Annotated in this window: 18 protein-coding genes and 1 pseudogene; 14 read left to right on the top strand and 5 right to left on the bottom strand. The window is 52.6% G+C overall.

The window, feature by feature from the left end:
- Positions 1 to 271 precede the first annotated feature (271 nt).
- From dcd to ACP5D4_RS12100, 8 genes are all read left to right on the top strand, one after another.
- Complete coding sequence (dcd, locus tag ACP5D4_RS12135; protein WP_428011882.1) at positions 272 to 853, top strand: dCTP deaminase; 582 nt, start codon at positions 272 to 274, stop codon at positions 851 to 853.
- 237 nt (positions 854 to 1,090) lie between these two features.
- Positions 1,091 to 1,867, top strand: coding sequence for an FAD-dependent thymidylate synthase (gene thyX / locus ACP5D4_RS12130; RefSeq protein ID WP_428011881.1), 777 nt, complete (start codon positions 1,091 to 1,093; stop codon positions 1,865 to 1,867).
- 389 nt (positions 1,868 to 2,256) lie between these two features.
- A complete protein-coding gene (locus ACP5D4_RS12125; RefSeq protein WP_428011880.1) occupies positions 2,257 to 3,990 on the top strand; it encodes a DUF3352 domain-containing protein in 1,734 nt (577 codons plus the stop codon).
- A gap of 158 nt (positions 3,991 to 4,148) precedes the next feature.
- Positions 4,149 to 5,000 carry a Crp/Fnr family transcriptional regulator gene (locus ACP5D4_RS12120; protein WP_428011879.1) on the top strand — a complete coding sequence of 284 codons (852 nt, stop codon included), beginning with the start codon at positions 4,149 to 4,151 and terminating at the stop codon, positions 4,998 to 5,000.
- A gap of 135 nt (positions 5,001 to 5,135) precedes the next feature.
- The gene (gene era / locus ACP5D4_RS12115; protein ID WP_428011878.1) at positions 5,136 to 6,074 is read left to right on the top strand and encodes a GTPase Era; all 939 of its coding nucleotides are present in this window, start codon (positions 5,136 to 5,138) and stop codon (positions 6,072 to 6,074) included.
- Positions 6,075 to 6,213: 139 nt separating this feature from the next.
- A complete protein-coding gene (locus ACP5D4_RS12110; protein ID WP_428011877.1) occupies positions 6,214 to 6,897 on the top strand; it encodes an LmeA family phospholipid-binding protein in 684 nt (227 codons plus the stop codon).
- 88 nt (positions 6,898 to 6,985) lie between these two features.
- Positions 6,986 to 7,585, top strand: a complete 600-nt coding sequence (locus tag ACP5D4_RS12105) for a DUF3177 family protein (protein WP_428011876.1) — start codon at positions 6,986 to 6,988, stop codon at positions 7,583 to 7,585.
- A gap of 25 nt (positions 7,586 to 7,610) precedes the next feature.
- A complete protein-coding gene (locus tag ACP5D4_RS12100; protein WP_428011875.1) occupies positions 7,611 to 7,907 on the top strand; it encodes a hypothetical protein in 297 nt (98 codons plus the stop codon).
- 43 nt (positions 7,908 to 7,950) lie between these two features.
- Here ACP5D4_RS12100 and ACP5D4_RS12095 read toward each other — a convergent pair.
- The 5 genes and pseudogenes from ACP5D4_RS12095 to ndhN form a co-directional block, all read right to left on the bottom strand.
- A pseudogene (locus tag ACP5D4_RS12095) lies at positions 7,951 to 8,085 on the bottom strand (type II toxin-antitoxin system HicA family toxin); the annotation flags it as partial.
- Between the two features lie 71 nt (positions 8,086 to 8,156).
- Positions 8,157 to 8,360, bottom strand: a complete 204-nt coding sequence (locus tag ACP5D4_RS12090; protein ID WP_428011874.1) for a type II toxin-antitoxin system HicB family antitoxin — start codon at positions 8,358 to 8,360, stop codon at positions 8,157 to 8,159.
- A 72-nt stretch (positions 8,361 to 8,432) separates the two neighbouring features.
- Positions 8,433 to 9,287 carry a formyltetrahydrofolate deformylase gene (gene purU, locus ACP5D4_RS12085; protein ID WP_428011873.1) on the bottom strand — a complete coding sequence of 285 codons (855 nt, stop codon included), beginning with the start codon at positions 9,285 to 9,287 and terminating at the stop codon, positions 8,433 to 8,435.
- A gap of 102 nt (positions 9,288 to 9,389) precedes the next feature.
- Positions 9,390 to 9,989: a gamma-glutamylcyclotransferase gene (locus tag ACP5D4_RS12080; protein ID WP_428011872.1), complete on the bottom strand. Its 600-nt coding sequence runs from the start codon at positions 9,987 to 9,989 to the stop codon at positions 9,390 to 9,392.
- A 292-nt stretch (positions 9,990 to 10,281) separates the two neighbouring features.
- Positions 10,282 to 10,755, bottom strand: a complete 474-nt coding sequence (gene ndhN, locus ACP5D4_RS12075) for an NAD(P)H-quinone oxidoreductase subunit N (protein ID WP_428011871.1) — start codon at positions 10,753 to 10,755, stop codon at positions 10,282 to 10,284.
- Between the two features lie 678 nt (positions 10,756 to 11,433).
- Between ndhN and rplC the strand changes: the two genes are divergently transcribed.
- Genes rplC through rplV form a run of 6 tightly spaced genes read left to right on the top strand, consistent with a single transcriptional unit; the run spans position 11,434 to position 14,676 of the window.
- The gene (gene rplC / locus ACP5D4_RS12070; RefSeq protein WP_428011870.1) at positions 11,434 to 12,072 is read left to right on the top strand and encodes a 50S ribosomal protein L3; all 639 of its coding nucleotides are present in this window, start codon (positions 11,434 to 11,436) and stop codon (positions 12,070 to 12,072) included.
- A 35-nt stretch (positions 12,073 to 12,107) separates the two neighbouring features.
- Positions 12,108 to 12,740 carry a 50S ribosomal protein L4 gene (gene rplD / locus ACP5D4_RS12065; RefSeq protein WP_428011869.1) on the top strand — a complete coding sequence of 211 codons (633 nt, stop codon included), beginning with the start codon at positions 12,108 to 12,110 and terminating at the stop codon, positions 12,738 to 12,740.
- Positions 12,733 to 13,038, top strand: a complete 306-nt coding sequence (locus tag ACP5D4_RS12060; RefSeq protein WP_428011868.1) for a 50S ribosomal protein L23 — start codon at positions 12,733 to 12,735, stop codon at positions 13,036 to 13,038. Before rplD ends, ACP5D4_RS12060 begins: the two co-directional genes overlap by 8 nt.
- 59 nt (positions 13,039 to 13,097) lie before the next feature.
- Entirely contained in the window at positions 13,098 to 13,961 is an 864-nt protein-coding gene (gene rplB, locus ACP5D4_RS12055; protein WP_428011867.1) for a 50S ribosomal protein L2, read from the top strand.
- Positions 13,962 to 14,019: 58 nt separating this feature from the next.
- Complete coding sequence (gene rpsS / locus ACP5D4_RS12050; RefSeq protein WP_017659034.1) at positions 14,020 to 14,298, top strand: 30S ribosomal protein S19; 279 nt, start codon at positions 14,020 to 14,022, stop codon at positions 14,296 to 14,298.
- Between the two features lie 15 nt (positions 14,299 to 14,313).
- Complete coding sequence (rplV, locus tag ACP5D4_RS12045; protein WP_017659035.1) at positions 14,314 to 14,676, top strand: 50S ribosomal protein L22; 363 nt, start codon at positions 14,314 to 14,316, stop codon at positions 14,674 to 14,676.
- Positions 14,677 to 14,680 lie beyond the last annotated feature (4 nt).

Raw genomic sequence — 14,680 nt, 5'->3', positions numbered from 1 at the left:
GCAACCATACCCCTCCACCCCGCAAGGGGGTGCTGGCGGCTAAAGCCGCTTGAGTGATTTTGTATGATTTTCGGGAAAAATCTCGAGTACAATACCCTCGTATCTGGGTTTACTCGGACGAGAGAGAGGGGCTTTCCAAAACGAGAGCGAATCCGAGAGATTACCGCCAAGGATTTCGGATAGCAATATCGAGATATCAAAAAGCCAATTCCCATACCGACTCGATTCACCCCCCCCAAAAAAATTACCCGACCTTTACGCCCTTATAATCGTGATTAAAAACGATACCTGGATTGCTCAAATGGCTCAAAAGGGGATGATTTCTCCTTTTGAAGCGCAACAAATTCGCCACGCCGACGACCTCCCTGTGATTTCCTATGGGTTGAGTAGTTTTGGCTACGATATTCGTCTATCCCCAGCGGAATTTCGGATTTTTCGCCACATCCCCGGAACCGTCGTCGATCCCAAAAACTTCAACCCGGAAAACCTCGAACCGACGAAACTTTACACGGACGAAAACGGCTCTTATTTCGTCCTTCCCGCCCATTCTTATGGGTTAGGCGTCGCCCTCGAAAAACTGGATATTCCCAACAACGTAACCGTGGTTTGTTTGGGAAAAAGCACGTATGCTCGTTGCGGAATTATAGCAAATATTACGCCCGCCGAAGCCGCGTGGAAAGGTCATTTAACCTTAGAATTTTCCAACTCTTCCAGCGCAGACTGTCGAATTTACGCCAACGAAGGCGTGGTTCAACTGCTCTTTTTTGAAGGAGAAGCCTGTGATACGAGCTACGAAGATCGAAAAGGAAAATACCAAGACCAACTCGAAAAAGTGACCTTGGCAAAAGTTTAGAACTTGTAGATTAAAAATTGTAGGTTGGGTGGAACGGAGTGGAACCCAACATCCACAACTTTCGGAATTCCAACGATTTCTCAATTTCACTAATTTTTGAAATCATAAATTGTGAAATGCGATCGAATGGGAATCCAATATCATGAAACCCCACAAAACGCAGTGGGAGTAGTTGGGTTTCGTCCCTCAAACCAACCTACCATTTGACGCAACAACACCGCTGAATTGTCCGACATCATGAAATTAGCCACAGCAGAAGATCTGCTCGAAAACTGTCCAGAATTGCGTGTAGAAATCGACTTAGACGGTACGTCGCCCTCTCCCAACCGCGCTATTTGGAAAGGACAACATCAATGCGTTTACGAAGGCTTCGCATTTGACGACAAAGCTCCCGACGAACGCCAAGCCGGAAAATCCGTCGTCAACACCCTCTTAAAAGCCAATAAAGGGCATTATTCCCCCTTGCGCTGGGCGCACGTCGTCCTGCATATCAACGGTTTCGATCACAACACGATTATGCAGTTCGTTCGCCACCAAGATAGCGCCCATCTCGTGCAATCGATGCGCTACACGGGAAAGCGAATCGCCGCTTGGTGCAAGCAACAAAAGGACAGGGAATCGATTGAGGGAATCGAAGAGATTCACTATCAACGTCCGGCGGGATTTATCTATGTCGATCGATACGGTCAAAAAGTCGAATACACCGAAGAGCTTCGCCAACAGGATTTCAAACGAGCGGCGCAGTCCTATTTTGAATATGCTGAAAAAGTCGATCTCGGATATCCTTTCGAGATGGCGAGGGGCTGTTTACCCACGGGTTTTCGGCAAAATTACACCCTAGCGGCGGATTTGCAAGCTCTATTGCATATTCTCGACCAGCGCACGAAAAAAGACGCGCAAATTGAGGCTCAAGTGTTGGCAGATTTGATTTTAAATCAGCTCGATCGCTGGGTTCCTGAAATCGCTCAATGGTATCGCGACGCTCGCTATGGAAAAGCGATTCTCGCTCCTTAAAACTTCCTTTTTTCAATCCTCCATTTTGGAGGATTTTTTGTATATCTTATGTAGGTTGGGTTTCGTCCCCCAATCCAACAGCCTAACCATCAATTTGAAACCGTTCTATACAAAAGTTTTCTGATAAAATTTCCGCGATCGAGTCTTTGTTAGACCAGGATTCTATGAAACAAATTTCATATCAAATAAAACATTTTTTGTCAAGTAATTTTAAAAATAATTAAACCGCTCGATCGCCCCCCTCAGTCCAACGACAAAAGCCAGATCCCCGGCATCTCCGAGATGCCGGGGATCTTTTTGGGATCTTTTTCGTCCCGATACCCGAGACTCCAACAAGATGGAATAATGGCAGATGGGAGATCTCTCCTTGGCGAAGTCAGACAAAATCCATGAAGACACGCGCGTTTTCTCCATTTTCCATTTCCATTTTGGCGGTTCTGGTGCTAACCGTCGTCTGGAGCGTTTACTGGTTCGGGTTCCAGAGTTCCCTGACCCTGCTGCGGGGTGCGCCGATTTCCGAACCCGTGGCGGCGATGTTCGTTCCCAAAGACGCCCCCCTGGTGATGTCGCTGTTTGCGAACCCGCAGAAACTCCAGAACTTGCGACAACTGCGAACCCCCCTGAGAAAACGCGGTAAAGCCCGCGCGGAGTTCGATCGCCTCAAACGCAGTCTTCTCGCAGACACCGATTTAGATTACCAACGGGATATCAAGCCCTGGCTGGGGAACGAAATCACCCTCGCCGTGACCACCCCCGACCTCGATCGCGACCCCAAAAACGGTACGCAACCGGGCTATCTGCTGGCGTTGGAAGTCAAAGACGCCGAACAAAGTCGCGAATTTCTCGATTTATTTTGGCAAAATAAAGCCGTCTCCGGGCGCGATCTCCAATTCGAGCAGTATAAAGGGGTCAAACTCATCTACAGCACGAAAATTCAACCCCCCAGTCGCGACGGGTTGCAACTGAAAGACTTCAACCCCTTCGCCAAATCTAGTGCGGGAGAGTGGTCGAGTGCGGTCGTCGGCGATCGATTCGTCTTGTTCGCCAACGCCCCGGAAGTCCTTCGCAAAGCCATCAACGACGTACAGGTTGACGATCTCAACCTCAGCGGTTCCCCCACCTATCAAAAAGCCCTCGATCGCATGAGCGATCGACGCATCGGCTTACTTCTCGGAGACGTTCCCCAACTCGCCGCGTGGCTGGGAGGCGAATCCGTGCGCCCCGATTCCCAACTCCCCGACACCCTCGCCGTTGGCTTGACCCTCTCCCGTAAAGGTCTCGTCGCGGATACCGTCTGGGCCAGCGAATCCGACGAGTCCACCGTCACCCCGCAACTCGATCGCCCCGTCGCCGCCCTCAACTACATCCCCGACGACAGCGCCCTCGTCATCGCCGGACGGGATCTCGATACTCGCTGGAACCGCCTTTCCAACGCCCTCTCGGGAGACGACCTCTTTTCTCGCCTCGTCTCGCAACCCCTGTCCGAACTCGAAAGCCGCTGGGGAATTTCCCTCCCCGAAGACATCTTTAGCTGGGTCGAGGGAGAATACGCCCTGGCCTTACTTCCCGGCGTCGATACCCACGAAACCGATTGGCTGTTTGTGGCTGAAGACTCCGACGCCGCCGAAGCCTCTATGGAAAAACTGGACGACGCCGCCCTCGAAAAAGGCTACAGCGTCGGTCCGTTTACTCTGAAAGACCAACATCGAATTTTGGCTTGGACGCGCCTGGTGACGAAAGAAGGGAAAACCGTTGAAGGAAACTTGCGCTTGCGCCTGGAAGCGGAAGTGATGGGCGTGCGGGGACAAATCGACAACTACCGCATTTTAGCTAGTTCCATCGAAGCCATCGATCGCGCCGTCAGCGCCCCCCGTCGCTTTTCTTTACTCAGCGATAAAGGCTTCTCCAAAAAACTCGACATTTTCCCCACTCCCAACGACGGCTATCTCTATTTAAATTGGGAAAATGGCAAACAACCCATTAAAGAACGAATCCCGTTTTTGAAGGTGTTAGAACTGGCTGGGAAACCCGCTTTAGAACATATTCGATCGCTGACCACTAGCACCTACGGTAGCGAAAACGGCGTTCGTCGCGCGGAAATCCTGTTTGAGTTCTCCCCTTAACCGCGAGTTCTCCAGGTATTTTCAGCATCCCTCGGGTGCATCTTCCCCAAAACCCGGTATCTTCCGAGGATTTTCTATATATTCCCAGATACCGGGTTTCTCAAATTTATCAAAATGGGTTTCTCAGACAGATTTTAATAGAATCGAAAATACCGCCGATGGAAAACCGTGATCGCATCGTTGCACTTTTAAAATACACGAGTTTGGGGCGAGACCTATCCGAGACCGACATCCAAAAATTACTGGAAGTCGGAACCGTCTGCGACGCCGACACGGGACATTTACTCTGTGTCGAAGGAACCCCCAGCGATTCCCTCTGCGTTCTCCTCGAAGGCGAAGCCGAACTGCTGAAAAACGACGCCACCGGAAACCCGATTCTGTTGGGTAAAATTTCCCAAGGCGAAACCCTCGGCGAGTTGGGATTTGTGTTGAACTATCCCCGTCTCGGAAGCGTTCGCACCACCTGTCCCTCGTTGATTTTCGTCTTACACCGCACCGAGTTCGATCGCCTGTTCTCCACCAGTCGCGTCGGCGTTAAACTCGCCCTGCGCCTCTGTGAACTCGCCCACCGACATCTAGGCTACCTCGTCGAAAAAAACGATCGATTCGTCCGCGACTACGGCGACGCCCTCACCAACCTCGATCGCCTGCGAACCGCGCCCCCAGATACCGACACGCAACCGTTACGAGACGACCTCACCCTCTATATCGATCGCCTGCGAGAACAACAGCACTCCCTACAACAGCAACTCTACACCGTCCAACAACCCCAAAAACCCAAACGCCGCCCCAATCGAAAACTTCAGATCGCGTTAGGATCGATTCTCGGCTTAGGGGCGATCGGTGGAATTCTCTATCTCATCTTCGAGATCGATCGACTGCGCGAGGAAGCCTCAGAACCGCCCTATCCCGCCGTTCTTCCCGACATTTCCGACGAAACTCAATGCACTGGAGACGGACGCTATTGGTACGACGAACAATGTTTCGACTTCACCCAAACCGAAGACTAAAACCTTGAACTGAAACCTTGAACTGAAACCTTGAACATTTGAGAATTGAACCTCGATTCTCTGTGTCCTCTGTGTCCTCTGTGTCCTCTGTGGTGCAAAACCCCCTCAACCCCTCCACACCCCGCTAACCGCATCATGACCGATTTCGCCAACCTCCCCCTAATTCCCGCCGCCCCAGAAGGCTTTAAATCTGGATTTATCGGCATCATCGGCCGTCCCAACGTGGGAAAATCCACCTTAATGAACTTGATGGTGGGACAAAAAATCGCCATCACCTCCCCCGTGGCGCAAACCACCCGCAACCGCTTACAGGGAATCCTCACCACCCCCGAGGCGCAACTGATTTTCATCGACACGCCAGGAATCCACAAACCCCACCACCAACTCGGAAAAGTCCTGGTTCAAAACGCCAAAATCGCCATCGAATCGGTAGACGTATTGCTGTTTGTCGTCGATAGTTCCGTCGAAGCGGGTGGGGGCGATCGCTACATCGCCGCGTTACTCAAAGACGTATCGGTTCCCGTGATTTTGGGACTCAACAAAAGCGACGTACAAGCGCAAGATAAAGTTGAAGCGATCGATCGATCGTACCGCGACTTAATCGGCGATCGCCCTTGGGAACTGGTGAAATTTTCCGCCCTAACCGGAGAAGGCGTCGAACCCCTAAAACACAACCTGATCGATCGCCTCGAACCCGGACCTTACTACTATCCCCCAGATTTCGTCACCGATCGCCCGGAACGCTTCGTCATGGGTGAATTAATTCGCGAACAAATTCTGCTGTTAACCCGCGAAGAAGTTCCCCATTCCGTCGCCATCTCCATCGATCGCGTCCAAGAAGACCAAAAAATCACCCGCGTTTTCGCCACCATTCACGTCGAGCGATCGTCTCAAAAAGGCATTATCATCGGCAAAGGCGGACAAATGCTCAAACGCATCGGTTCGGCGGCGCGAGAGCAAATCCAAAAACTCATCAGCGGTCACATTTACCTGGAACTGTTCGTCAAAGTCCAACCGAAATGGAGACAATCCCGTTTGCGCTTGGCAGAATTGGGATACCAAATCGAAGAATAGAAAACCGTAGGGTGCGTGACTTGAAAAATCAGGTGTCGCACTGAAACCGAGAAATCGTCACGCACCGCCCCCAATGTCAAGCGCCCACAGATAAGAGAATTGACAAGAGAACTGACAATTGATAATTGATAACGGGAAGATGTCCACCTCTGCGGTTGATTTACAAAAACCTTCAAAAAGCTCTGTCGGAAACGCGATCGCCGCTGCATTGCGCCTGTGGTTGCGTTCCCAAGTCGAAACCGTCGATCGCCTTGAAATCGACCTCAACGGACGCAACCGCGACATCCTCAGCGGCTACGTTCCTCAAGTCTCCATTTCCGCCCGACGCGCCGTCTATCAAGGCTTACACTTGAGTCACATCGACCTCTGCGGCGATCGCATCCGAGTCAATTTGTGGCAAATTCTCAAAGGGAAACCCCTGCGGTTACTCGAACCCGTACCCGTCTCCGTGCGCTTGCACCTCCGCGATCGCGATCTCACCCGTTCCCTCGCCTCGCCGTTGCTGCAAACGCCCGTACAAGAATTGTTTCAGAGCGTTCTTCCCGACGCGGTAGACTTCTCCACCGCAGAGGTTCGATTCGATCGATCCTCCCTCATTCTTTCCGCCTCCACACCGCAACCGTTTACCCTCACCACCGAGATTCGCGTCGCCGAAAACAACCAACTGCAATTTCTGACGCCACAACTGGAAACCGACAGCCTGCAAGACTTTCCCACGATTACCGTTCCCTTCGATTCCCAAGTCCAACTCGACGAACTCGCGCTCGATCGTGGAAAACTCTCGATTTCCGGTCGTCTCACCGTCCGCAGCGACGAACCCTAATCCCAGCCTTCAGTGTTTCTTCGCACCCTTGCTTAGCGCGAAGTGGTAACATCGTTCGAGTACGTGCGCCCCGCATCCAAAATCCTGAATGTTCGACGAACCTTTACTGCAACAGCTCGTCTGGACGGATTTCCGTCTCGCCGTTTTCCTAACCGTCTCAATGCCTTTGGTTTTGCTCGTTTGGGCGTTCGTCCAAAAAGTCGAAGCCATGCAACGCCTCCTCATTATCTATTGGCGTGTGGCGAGTCTGTTAGGAATCACCGTTTATTTGTCGATCGCGTCGCTTCCCATTAGCTTCATTACGGGATTGATGGCGCGTCTGTTAATTCCCGCCTCCCTGTGGTTTTGGGTCGATATCAACGACGAAATCGAAGACCGTCCGCCCTCTCCGTTAAAATGGACGATGACCGCGTGGCGTTGGGCGGTGACGCTCTATTGCATCATCGGCGCAATTTTTCAAGCCTATTCGTTGCGATGCGCCGCCATGACGACTGAGGCTCTCGTAGAGGATTTCGCCTGTCGCGTCTGGTTGGAAGCGCCTTGGGGCTATAAAGCCATGTTCCACCCCAACGGTTCGCCGCAAATCCTCGGTTTCTTTGCGATCGTCGCGTTGGCGGTTTACGTGATTTATTTGTTGTATTTCTGCTTCGTTCGCCTGGGTAAGCAAGGGCGATCGGCTTTGGGATAGGTTGTTAGCATAACCTCGAAAAATTATGGCTTCTGCGATCGCGCGTCTGGAACAGTACACCATCAAACGCCCCCAAGAGGTGCTACTCGTCTCCGCCACAGTAGAGGGGGAAGAGGACGAAATCGTCATTTTCAAGGGGTTTTCCAGTTCGCTAATGCGTCCGACGGCGTTCGATCCTGATGTGTCGGTACTTCCCGACGATGCGACAATTGAGAAGATCGATCGCCTGCAAAGTCCCTACGTTCCCGAAAATCCCCAGTACATCGAACAGGGCTTAACCTGGGAAACCATGCAACCCTATCTGAAAGCAGTGGGAGTTTAATGGTTTTTTAGAGAAATGCGATCGAGTCGTCGCTGAATAGGTGTTACGGTAAATCATCTTCAGTTAAACCAGCAACTTTCAAAATGGAGCGTAGCGTTCCAATTTTTAGATATCGATTTCGATGAACGGGAACGGAAACAATTTCACGGGTTTCAGGATTACGAAAAATATGGTGGCTTCCTGTGACTCGACAAAGTTACCAGCCTCGTTTTTCGAGAACCTTGGCTAGCTTTTTGCCTGAAATTGACTTCATACAGCAATCTCAACCTCTTCACCAGGTTCTGTGATTTGATTACTTTCGTTAGCAACCTCAAGCCAACCTCGAATCGCATCTTCGAGATTTTCCAAAACTTCTTCCCAAGTTTCCCCTTCCGTAATACAACCCGAAAGCGCGGGAACTTCCGCCCAGTAACCGCCTTCTTCAGCGGGATGAATTTTGACTTGACATTTCATTGTTTTTATGATAATAATCCCAAACGGACAAGCGCGGGAGGCTTGCCCGTTTTCAACCTAAGCAAAAATAACCTAAGCAAAAACAACCGTGCGATTGTTGTAAGACAAAACGCGACGATGCAAATGCGATCGCACCGCTCTCGCTAACACCATCCGCTCTAAATCTTTCCCTTTACGAATCAGATCCGCAACCGTATCCCGGTGACTGACGCGCACCACATCCTGCTCGATAATCAGTCCTTCATCGAGGTTTTCCGTCACGTAATGCGCCGTTGCCCCAATAATCTTAACCCCCCGTTTGTACGCCCGGTGATAAGGTTTTGCACCCGCAAAAGCCGGAAGAAACGAATGGTGAATATTGATAACTTTCGGAAACTTTTCGACAAAATCAGAACTGAGAATTTGCATATATTTCGCCAACACCACGAGGTCGATATCGTACTGTTGCAACAATTCCAGTTCTCGGGATTCCTGTTCCGCTTTCGTCTCTTTCGTAATCGGAACGTGATGAAAATCGATACCAAACTGTTCGGCGATCGGCTGCAATTCCGTATAATTGCTAAGAATTAACGGAATTTCCGCTTGAAACTCTTTCGCCTTTTGACGCCACAATAAATCGAGCAAACAGTGGTCTTGTTTCGTCACCCAAATAGCGAGGCGCGGAACGTCATCGGAAAAATGGAGTTCCCAATCTGCTTCCAAAGGCTTCGCCACCGCATCGAAAGCCGGGGCAATAATTTCCCGGGGTAGGTTAAAACCGTCGAGTTGCCATTCAATGCGGCTGAGAAACAGTCCGGCGGAAAAGTCCGTATGATGGTCGGCGTGGATGATGTTTCCACCGTTGGAATAGATAAAATTGGCGATTTTCGCCACGAGTCCCTGGCGATCGGGACAAGCCAAAAGTAAAATTGCAGTGGAACCGTTCATGAATCGTTGCAGTCGATCGCTGCGCTAGTGCGGTTTTCGAGGGTTTGCTATCAAAGGTTGCACAAATTGCAAACCCCGATTATACACAGCTTACTGAGCCTTTTAAGCCGAACGGGGAAGTTCTATTGCGTCTTGCTGTTGTTGCAGTCGATACATATGCTCGAACAACCGCCAGCAATAGGCTTCGGAGAGTCCGCAAGTCACAGCCCCCCGTAACACTACGTTGAAATACCAGTCGTTGGGGGCGAGTTCCCGAGGGAGTTTGTTCACGACAACGTAAGTCCGAACGTCGCTATAGTGGCGATCGCCACACTGTACGGCGATGGTTTCGCGGCGATAGCCTCCCGTGGGGATTTCTTCCCGTTCGTCGAGGCGATCGCTCAAACGCCAGGGAAGACGGTACAGAACCCCCTCAACGCGAGCGTTATCGTCGCGCACGACATCGAGAACGCCACAGTTGCGACGGCGCGATCGACGGTTGAAGGCCAGGCGATATCCGTCGAGAACCGCCGTACCCACCACATAGTCTCGAGTACTTTCGCCGAGAGTTCGCTGTAGGTCGATCGGACACATACAACTACCGTAGGCGAAATAATAGAAACTGGGTTCGGACAATACTCGATGATGGGGCGATCGATCGAGACAACGTTCGCTCGATCTCGCGATTTCGCTCGGCGACAGTCGATCGGGGCGATCGCTCATAGCAAACCTCCTAAACGTGACAAACCAAACGTGACAGACAAAACGTGACACAGATAACAGCCTCACTTGTAGGCTGTTTGTAATATTGCGTTGGCTAGAATTCTCCACCCATCCTATCAAAACCACAGTATCTCGACCGACAAACCGTAGATTAACTTAACAAAGTTCCCGAAAAACAACGACGCACCGAAAACATCGGCACGCCGTCGATCGAGATATTCAAAAATCAGAGAATTTAGAGAGATAAAGCCACAAGAGAACCGAGCTTTCTCATCATCGCCTCATTTCCCAATCAAGCCGGAACCAGAACGTCTTCAAGAGACATCCAACGGAAGACGCGATCGCCGCCCACTTCCACCACCACTTTCACGCGAGGTTCGATTTTCGGAAGCGCCGTCAAATATTCAAGTTCCTGACGAGACAACACTCTTCCGTCAAAAATCCACAACAACAGACCTTTCGATCGAGCCGGAAGCGTATCCAGTTGAGTTTGCACGATGGGGGGAACATAAGCGATCGGACCCACCGCACCGTCACCAAAATCCTTTTTACCCAAATGAGGGGGACGAACACCGTGAACGCCCATCAAATAAGACGCCAAATCGCCCAATCCCCGAGCGCAGAGCGAAATACTCGTATAACCCGCAGCCCGAGCGCGTCGTTGGTAACGTCCTTCAAACCCACCTTCGAGGGGAACATAAGCCCCCAACGCCCCAAACTGTTCGAGATCCGATAGAAATTTTTTGCCGTTTGCCAGTAATATCATGCCTTTGAAACTCTCTATAGATTGCCATCGACGCGCCTAGCGCGAGACCGCCACAGAACCGTCCGACAAGACGCGATCGCCAATTACCGCAACAATCCTTTAAAAAAGTATAGCCCCACAGCGGGATTCCCACGAGGATAGGGCCGAGTCCGCCGACAGGATAGCGATCGCCGATCCCATAAAAATTTTCCCAGCACTAGACAATTAAGAACAACTCGCGTATAGTGGGAAATTGCGACTGAAAGTTATAGAAAAACGTTAGCACTATATACTATAGTGCGACTCGATCGCGTAGCCTACGGGACTGGCTTACTGCCCTCAACAAGGCACCAAGTCGCAAGCGTAGAGGTATTCCCGCGCCCAAACCGACCAAGTTATCGGCGTCTGGGAAAATCGGAAACGGTTCCCCAACATCAGTTGCGAACCCGCTCCGGAGATACTGGGCGAACCCAAAATTTGCCTAAGTCTCAGCCAAAATCGGCAACCTCGAAACAGCTTTACCGGACACCCCAGTTCAACGTATCGAATCTCCTCGATCGCGGCAACCGAAATGGTTCTCTGGAACCATCAGCGGTTGTCGCGTTATAGGGGTGTCAAACGCTGCGAGCGATCTGTGGGTGAGGCATACGCCAGCCTGTCTTCGTATGTGTAGTGGCTAAACAAGGAGAAAACAGTACCGTGTCTGTTGGGATTCTCGGCAAAAAAGTCGGCATGACGCAAATCTTTAACGAGGAAGGCAAAGCCGTCCCCGTTACCGTCGTCGAAGCCGGACCGTGCAAAGTCACGCAAATCAAAACCAAAGAAACTGACGGGTACGAAGCCGTACAAATCGGCTACGACGAAGTCAAGCCTAAAGCACTGAACAATCCGCTACTGGGCCATCTCAAAAAATCCGATTCCCCAGCTCTGCGTCACCTGCGCGAATACAAACCCGCCAGTGTCAGCGAGTACGAACTCGGACAGTCCGTCACCGTAGAAATCTTTGAAGACGGACAACTCGTAGACGTAACCGGTCACAGCATCGGCAGAGGCTTCACCGGATATCAAAAGCGCCATAACTTCAAGCGCGGTCCGATGTCTCACGGGTCGAAAAACCATCGCCTCCCCGGTTCGACGGGCGCCGGAACGACCCCCGGTCGCGTCTACCCCGGAAAACGGATGGCCGGTCGCAAAGGAAACGATCGCGTCACCGTCCGCAAACTGACCGTCGTTAAAATCGATGCCGAACGGAACCTGCTGCTCGTGAAAGGCTCCGTTCCCGGAAAACCCGGAAGCTTAGTGAGCATCGCCCCCGCCAACCTCGTTGGCGCCAAATAGTCCTTCCATCCTCGAACGAGTAACAGACGATCGACATGGTTAATTGTGTAGTTCGCAACTGGCAAGGCGAAGAAGTGGGACAAGCCACCTTCGAACTCAAAGTTGCCAAAGAAGAAACCGCCGCCCACATCGTCCACCGCGCCCTCGTGCGTCAAACGACCAACGCCCGCCAAGGGACGGCTTCCACCAAAACTCGCGCCGAAGTGCGCGGTGGCGGTCGCAAGCCCTGGCGTCAAAAAGGCACCGGTCGCGCCCGGGCGGGTTCGACCCGGTCTCCCCTGTGGCGAGGCGGTGGGGTCATCTTCGGTCCAAAACCGAGAGAATACAACCTCAAAATGAACCGAAAAGAGCGGCGTCTCGCCCTGAGAACCGCCTTTTTCAGTCGCGCCGAAGATCTGATCGTCGTCGAAGAATTCGCCGAACAGTTCTCGCGTCCCAAGACGAAAGACCTCGTAAGTGCCTTCGATCGTTGGGGCATCGACGCCGACGCCAAAATCTTAATGATTTTGCCAGAAATACCCGACAACGTATATCTGTCGGCTCGTAACGTCGAGCGGCTCAAAACCATCGCCGCCACCAACCTCAACGTCTACGACCTGCTTCACGCCGACAAAATCGTAACCACGGCCGCAGGATTAGCCAAGATTCAGGAGGTTTACAGTGACTAAGACCATTTCACAGCGCGACCTAGCCGATATCATCCGCCGCCCCCTCATCACCGAGAAAGCCACGCGGCTGATGGAGAACAACCAATACACCTTTGACGTCGCGCTCAAAGCCACCAAACCCGAAATCAAAGCGGCCGTCGAAGCCATGTTCGAGGTCAAAGTGGTTTCCGTGCAAACCCTCCGCAAACCGCTCAAGAAAAAGCGCGTCGGACGTTTCGTCGGATACAAAGCCCAGTACAAACGCGCCATCGTGCGACTGGCCGACGGCGATTCCATCGACCTGTTCCCCGACGTTTAAAACTGGCGTCCCAACCGTCGCCCCTTCTTTCGTAGCACACCCAACCTGAGACAAACATCATGGGTATTCGTTCGTACCGACCCTACACCCCGAGTACTCGCCAAGCCACCGTCTCGGACTTCTCCGAAGTCACTCGGAGCAAACCCGAGAAAAGCCTGACCAAATCCAAACACCGCGCCAAAGGGCGTAACAACCGGGGCGTCATCACCTGTCGCCATCGCGGTGGCGGTCACAAACGCCGCTATCGCTTCGTCGACTTCCGCCGGGACAAACACAACGTCCCCGCCAAAGTCGCAGCGATCGAATACGACCCCAACCGCAACGCCCGCATCGCCTTACTGCACTACCAAGACGGCGAAAAGCGGTACATCCTGCATCCCAACGGACTCGCCGTCGGCAGCACCGTCGTCTCCGGTCCCGAGTCCCCCATCGAAGTCGGGAACGCCCTGCCCCTGGGAAGCATTCCCCTAGGGACCAGCGTCCACAACGTCGAACTCATGCCCGGTCGCGGCGGTCAAATCGTCCGTGCAGCAGGAACCAGCGCCCAAGTGGTCGCCAAAGAAGGGAACTTCGTCACCCTGAAACTGCCTTCGACCGAAGTGCGCATGGTGCGCCGCGAATGCTACGCCACCATCGGACAAGTGGGCAACAGCGAAGCCAGAAACCTGACCCTCGGAAAAGCCGGACGCACCCGCTGGAAAGGTCGTCGCCCGCAAGTGCGCGGTAGCGTCATGAACCCCGTCGATCACCCCCACGGTGGTGGAGAAGGACGGGCGCCCATCGGTCGCAGCGGTCCGATGACCCCCTGGGGCAAACCCGCACTAGGGATGAAAACCCGTCAGAAGAACAAACAAAGCGACAAATACATCGTGCGTCGCCGTCGTAAGACTTCCAAACGCAGCCGGGGCGGACGCGAAAGCTAAACCTCGTCCGGCCGCATCAGAACGGACTCCCTTTGTGTAATTCACCCAGAACGAAACTATGAGTCGATCGCTCAAAAAAGGGCCTTTCATCGCCGACAGCTTGATGAAAAAAATCGAAGCCCTCAACGCCAAAAACGAAAAACAAGTTATCAAAACCTGGTCTCGGGCATCCACGATCGTGCCGCAGATGATCGGACATACCATCGCCGTCCATAACGGTCGCGCTCACGTCCCCGTTTACGTCAGCGAGCAAATGGTCGGCCACAAACTCGGAGAATTCGCTCCCACGCGCACCTTCCGAGGCCACGCCAAGAGTGATAAAAAAGCCCGCCGCTAGAGAAGGAGAAGCCTCATGGCTGTCGATACTACCGAACAAGCAAAGGCGACTGCGCGCTATATCCGAATGTCCCCCCATAAAGTGCGCCGCGTACTCGACCAAATTCGGGGACGGACTTACCGAGAAGCGCTGGTCATCTTAGAATTCATGCCCTACCGGGCTTGCGACCCCGTCCTCAAAGTCCTCCGTTCGGCCGTCGCCAACGCCGAACACAACCTCGGCATCGATCCGGCGTCCCTCGTGGTGTCCGAAGCCTTCGCCGACCAAGGACCGAGCCTGAAACGCTATCGCCCTCGCGCCCAAGGTCGCGCTTACATGATTCGCCGACCCACCTGTCACATCACCGTGGCAGTCGCCCCTGAAATTGACGAAGAGTAGACAA

The sequence above is a fragment of the Baaleninema sp. genome, from assembly GCF_049974805.1.
Lineage (GTDB): Bacteria > Cyanobacteriota > Cyanobacteriia > Cyanobacteriales > Geitlerinemataceae > Baaleninema.
The sequence above is the reverse complement of the archived record's forward strand: the minus strand, read 5'-3'. Positions and strand labels throughout refer to the sequence as shown.